6 protein-coding genes are annotated in these 5,223 nt (G+C 55.1%); 4 read left to right on the top strand and 2 right to left on the bottom strand.

All coding sequences use genetic code 11. From position 1 onward, the window contains the following. Nucleotides 1–274 precede the first annotated feature (274 nt). Nucleotides 275–1,519, top strand: coding sequence for a GTPase HflX (gene hflX, locus ACQY36_RS07850; protein WP_428078717.1), 1,245 nt, complete (start codon nucleotides 275–277; stop codon nucleotides 1,517–1,519). On the opposite strand, the gene ACQY36_RS07845 is transcribed toward hflX, so the two are convergent. After that, on the bottom strand, nucleotides 1,505–2,491 hold the full coding sequence (locus ACQY36_RS07845; RefSeq protein WP_428056407.1) for a hypothetical protein: 987 nt from the start codon (nucleotides 2,489–2,491) through the stop codon (nucleotides 1,505–1,507). The two genes, hflX and ACQY36_RS07845, sit on opposite strands and share 15 nt — an antisense overlap. 90 nt (nucleotides 2,492–2,581) lie before the next feature. On the opposite strand from ACQY36_RS07845, the gene plsY reads away from it, so the two are divergent. The 3 genes from plsY (at nucleotide 2,582) to ACQY36_RS07830 (ending at nucleotide 4,546) form a co-directional block, all read left to right on the top strand. Beyond that, nucleotides 2,582–3,211: a glycerol-3-phosphate 1-O-acyltransferase PlsY gene (gene plsY / locus ACQY36_RS07840; protein WP_428056405.1), complete on the top strand. Its 630-nt coding sequence runs from the start codon at nucleotides 2,582–2,584 to the stop codon at nucleotides 3,209–3,211. Further along, a complete protein-coding gene (locus tag ACQY36_RS07835) occupies nucleotides 3,198–4,202 on the top strand; it encodes an NAD(P)H-dependent glycerol-3-phosphate dehydrogenase (protein ID WP_428056403.1) in 1,005 nt (334 codons plus the stop codon). Before plsY ends, ACQY36_RS07835 begins: the two co-directional genes overlap by 14 nt. A gap of 80 nt (nucleotides 4,203–4,282) precedes the next feature. Further along, the gene (locus ACQY36_RS07830; protein ID WP_428056401.1) at nucleotides 4,283–4,546 is read left to right on the top strand and encodes an HU family DNA-binding protein; all 264 of its coding nucleotides are present in this window, start codon (nucleotides 4,283–4,285) and stop codon (nucleotides 4,544–4,546) included. Nucleotides 4,547–4,645: 99 nt separating this feature from the next. Here ACQY36_RS07830 and ACQY36_RS07825 read toward each other — a convergent pair whose 3' ends face one another. Then, nucleotides 4,646–5,218 carry a type IV pilin protein gene (locus ACQY36_RS07825; RefSeq protein WP_428078719.1) on the bottom strand — a complete coding sequence of 191 codons (573 nt, stop codon included), beginning with the start codon at nucleotides 5,216–5,218 and terminating at the stop codon, nucleotides 4,646–4,648. Nucleotides 5,219–5,223 lie beyond the last annotated feature (5 nt).

Below are 5,223 nucleotides of genomic sequence, written 5' to 3'. Positions count from 1 at the left end.
ATAAAACGCTTCTCCCGCGTAAAACGGATTTTATAGACGGGCTAAAGGCCGGAGAAACAACAGCAACAACAGGGCTAAGACCTGCATAAAACGGCAAAACGGACACACCCATCCGGGTGGCCTGCAAGACCCCCTTCCAGGGGGCAGTTTTCTATGCGGGCACATCCGACTAATTGAGCCCCCCTGTTTAAACAATGCCGCTCACTCGCACACAGGCGCCCACAAAACGCCGTTCCCCTTTCGTCACCCTTGCATATTTACTAAAATTGAAACAATGGAAAAAGTAATTCTGGTGGGCGTGTCCCTCAAGACGGATACCTATGATTCCTCTTCTTTGGACGAACTCAAACGCCTGGCGCATACCGCCGGGGGCGAGGTGGCGCGCGTCTATCGCGTGCGCGTCAACGCGTTTAACGCGGCCACGCTTATCGGCGCGGGAAAAATGCAAGAAATTGCCGAAGAAGTGCGCCTGACGGAAACGCAAACCGTCATTTTTGACGACGAAATCTCCCCCGCCCAGCAGAAAAACCTGGAAAAAGTCATCCCCGCCAAAGTAATAGACCGCACCCGTTTGATTTTGGATATTTTCGCCCAGCGCGCCCGCACGCAGGAAGGGAAACTGCAAGTGGAACTGGCGCAGTTAAAATACCTGCTGCCCCGGCTGGGCGGCCAGGGCACGGCGCTTATGCAGCAAAAGGGCGGCATCGGCCTGCGCGGCCCCGGCGAAACCAAACTGGAATATGACAAACGCCGCCTGCGCCTGCGTATCAGCAAGCTGGAAAAAGAAATTGAACAGGTAAAAAAAGAACGCGGCCTGCGCCGCGAGCGGCGCGGCCAAATCCCGCTGCCGCAAATAGCCGTGGTGGGCTACACCAACGCCGGGAAAAGCACGCTTCTAAACGCGCTGACGCGCCAAAACGCCGTGTATGCGGACGATAAACTTTTTGCCACGCTGGACCCCACCACCCGCCGCGTGCGTATGCCTGCGGGCGGCGAAATGCTGTTTACCGATACCGTCGGATTTATCCAAAAGCTTCCGCACAGCCTGGTAAGCTCCTTCCGCGCCACGCTGGAAGAAACCACGTTTGCGGACGTTATCCTGCACGTGCAGGACGCTTCTTCCCCCTCTCGGCCCCGGCAGGCCGATACGGTGCGCCGCATCATCACCGAACTGGGCGCGCAGCAAACGCCGGTGATTGACGTATTTAATAAAACCGATTTGCTCTCCCCCGCCCGCCGCGCGCTCCTGCAGGCGCAAAACCCCGCCGCCGCGCTCATCAGCGCGGGGCAAGGCCTGGGCCTGACGAGTCTGCTTGAAAAAGTGGAAGAAGCCGCCGCCCGGAAATGGAAACTGCGCCGTTTAAGCCTGCGTCCCGACCAGCTGGGTTTATTGGGCAAAATCTACGAAAAAGCCATCGTTACCGGACGCCAAGAAAAACCGTCCGGGGCCCTGGAACTTACCTTGATGGCCACGGACGGCAATTATAACAGCCTGCTTAAACGGTTAAAACTGCATTGAAGCGGCGTTGGCGGCCTCCACCACGGCCGTAAATTTTTTCTTGGAAGGAACGGCAAATTCGGGCAGTACGCTTACGGTGCGCAGATGGGGCACTTTATTGCGGATGAAATTCATCGTCGCCCCGTTAAAACCCGTAAACATAAAATAATCATGCGCGTTTTTAAGCGTCAGCACGGTATTGCCCTCTCCGTCCTGGAACGAAGCGCTGCCGTCTTTGGCGTATAACAAAGACGACACCACCCCCGCCAAATCGCCCGAGCGCGTAAACACGCCGCCGCCGGAATTGCCCCGGCGCACGCCGAACCCCGGCGAAAGAAAATGCTGTAGTTCATCCACAAAATACACATCCCCGCCGCCTGCCAGATAGGAGATATTCCCGTCCGTCACTTTCGGCACCACAATACCGGGCCGCAAACGCACGGTGGACACGCCGGACACGTTCAGCAGCCTTGCGCCGGAAGCGTTTAGCTGGAGCTGGGCCTCCGGGTCAAAACGCAGGAGTTTTTCAAACTCCGTGCGGGTGAGGGGCTGTCCGTCCTCGGTGCGGGTATAGGAATACTCGGCCTTCTGCGCGTTAAAACGGATTAACGCCGCATCCACGCCGCTGATGCGGTTCTGCCCCGGGAAAAAACCGCCGTAAATAAACACCGCCGGCGAAGTGGTGCTGTGCTTCACGCGCACGCGGGCCGTCAAATCCGCCGATTGTGCAAGCGTAATCTCCACGGTGCACGGCCGCGTGGCGCAGGCCGAATAGACGCAATGGGCCGAAGTTAAAAACCAATCCGGATGCAGCCGCACGGCCTGGCAGTTATACACGGCAACCTGCGTATTAAAGGTTTGGTCCGTAGGCCAGGAGGCAATTTCTTTTTGCACCAGGAAAGCATTTTCATTAATCGGCGCGGGCCCCGGCTCCGCCGCGTACAGCGCGGGGGCCAAACACCCTATAAATAAAAGAGAAAGAAAGTTTTTCATATTCTTAGTGTATATAAAAAAGCCTTAAAATTCCATCATTACCCGCAGATACGGCCTTTTCACGGCTTCTAAATTTAATATAATGAATATATGACTATGACTGTTATTATTCTCGTCTTGTTCAGTTATTTACTCGGGTCCGTTCCCACCGGCTACCTGATTGCCAAGCGCGTAATGGGCATTGACATCCGCCAGCACGGCTCCGGCAACCCCGGCGCGGCCAACGTATACCGCACGGTGGGCAAATGGGCCGGTATTGCCACTTTTCTAGTGGACGGTTTAAAAGGGTTCATCCCGGTGTGCCTCGCGCGCCACTACTGCCCGGACGACTACTGGGTGGCCATCGGCTGCGGCGTGATTGCCATTCTGGGCCATATGTGGACCATTTACCTTAAATTCCGCGGCGGCAAAGGCGTGGCCACTTCCGCCGGCGTATTCGCCGCTCTGCTCCCCATCCCCACGGCCATCGCGTTTGCTTCTTTTGTCGTCTGCGTGGCCTTATGGGGCCGCATTTCCATCGGGTCCATCTGCGCGTGCATCGTGCTTCCCATTTCCAGCTATTTTATCGGCAATCATCCGCTGTCCGTAGATTTGATGGTTACCGCCGTGGGCGCGCTGGTGATTTACAAACACGTCCCCAATATTAAACGCCTCCTTCAGCAAAAAGAACTGAAATTTGAGGACGGCGCCAAAAAGAGAAAAGAGCATGAAAATAAATAAAATCACGGTATTCGGCGCGGGTATTTGGGGCAGCGTCATCGCCCAGCATCTGGCGCGCAAAGGCTACAATGTGTCCCTGTGGGAATACAACGAGCAGCTGTTAAACGTGCTTAAAACCATGGGCCGCCATCCCAACATCCCGAATTTTAAAATCCACGACAATATCCGCCTTACGGACAGCGTGGAAGAAGCCGTAAAAGATACCGATTTGATTATTTTCGTTATTTCCTCCAAGGCCATCCGCGCCTTCTGCCGCGAACAGCTAAAACCCCTGCTCGCCGGGCGGGCGGTGCCGGTGGTAAGCGCTTCCAAAGGCATTGAGGACAAAACTTTTAAAACCATCTGTGAACTGATTGAAGAAGAACTGCCCCAGTTAAAGGACAAAACGCTGGCCTTCTCCGGCCCGAGCTTTGCCCTGGAAGTGGCGCAGAACGTGCCCACCAAAATTATGCTGGCGGGCAAAGACCCGGCGCTTGTGGACGAAATCCGCGAAGTGATGAGCGGGGACCCGATTATCGTTGTGCCCGCGTCCGACCGGCGCGGCGTGGAATACGGCGGCGGCATTAAAAACGTGCTGGCCATCGGCTGCGGCGTGATTGACGGCATCGGAGACGGGGCCAACGCCAAAGCCGCGCTGATTACGCAGGCCCTGGAAGAAATGAACGATATTATCGTCAGCCAGGGCGGGCAGACGGGCACGGTATACAGCCTGGCCGGATTCGGCGACGCTATTTTAACCGGTATGTCCGCCATTTCCAGAAACCGCCGCCTGGGCGAAAAGCTGGGCTCCGGCCTGTCGCTGGAAGAAGCCAAGAAAGAAGTGGGCACCATCGCCGAAGGCGTAAACTCGGTGCAGAGCGTGTACGACATCGCGCGCAAAAACAATTTAAAAACCCCGATTGTGGACGCCATCTGGCAGATTGTGTGCCAGGGCAAAAAACCCTGGGTGCTGCTGCACGCCATGGGTTTTACCAACCGGGGCAATAAATAATTTAACCAAGCGGACTGCGGACGGGAAATCCTCCGCATACGGAGCCAAAGGCTCCCCACCGCCGACTAAGGACGAAAACAATGAATAAAGACGACGTTATCCGCCACCTTACCCGGCACGTTTTGGACAAGAAACAAGCCAAAATGTCCGTGGATAAGGTATTTGAAATTATTAAGCACGGTTTAAAGCGCGACGGAAAAGTGGTCATCAGCAATTTTGGCTCCTTCCATTTAAAAACGGCGCGCCCCGTTACGCGCCGCAACCCCAAAACGGGTGAAAAAGTGCAGGTGCCTTCCAAACAAAAAGTGCGCTTTAAATCCTCCGAAAATCTGCTTAAAAAATAGGCTTTTTAAAGTCTTTTCTCTTTCGCCCGGCCCGTTAAACGGCCGGGCGGAGTTTTTTGTTTCAATTTAAAAGCCCCGGACAACCGGGGCTTTTTACTGCTACATTGCGTATTCCAAACACGGCGCTTTGTTGCAGCTCCCCGCCGCGGCGTGTGTTTTTACCAATACCCCGCCCAGGCCGGCCAATAAAGCTTTTCCTTCCTCATCCGAGCCGGAGGCAAAGCAGGTTGTTACATCGGGATGTTGGGAATAATAAGTAGTGCCGGAGCCGTTTAGCCCGCCCCGGTAACAATGCAGGCGGTGCACAAGATCGGCGTCCGGGAATAAGGCCGCCATAGCCCCGCCGCCATTTACTTTAAACGCCCCCGAAACGGCAGAAAATTTAAAATAACATTTATCCGACGATTCTCCCCCGTCATCCGGCACCCGGCGCGCACACGGAAATTCCCAATCCAGTTCATCAAACCGGGTACTGTACCGGCCGTTGGCTAAATAAAAAATATGCTGTGCTTTGGACAGGCCGTCCAGATAGGTAAATACTTGCGTCATCTGTGCTTTGCGCACGGCGCGCTGATAGGAGGGCAGTGCCACAGCGGCTAAAATACCGATGATAAGCACCACTACCAACAGCTCTATAAGCGTAAATCCGAGGCTTTTCTGCACGGGATATATCCCCC

The organism is Candidatus Avelusimicrobium alvi (assembly GCF_958451995.1).
Taxonomy (GTDB): Bacteria; Elusimicrobiota; Elusimicrobia; order Elusimicrobiales; family Elusimicrobiaceae; genus Avelusimicrobium; species Avelusimicrobium alvi.
The sequence above is the reverse complement of the archived record's forward strand: the minus strand, read 5'-3'. Positions and strand labels throughout refer to the sequence as shown.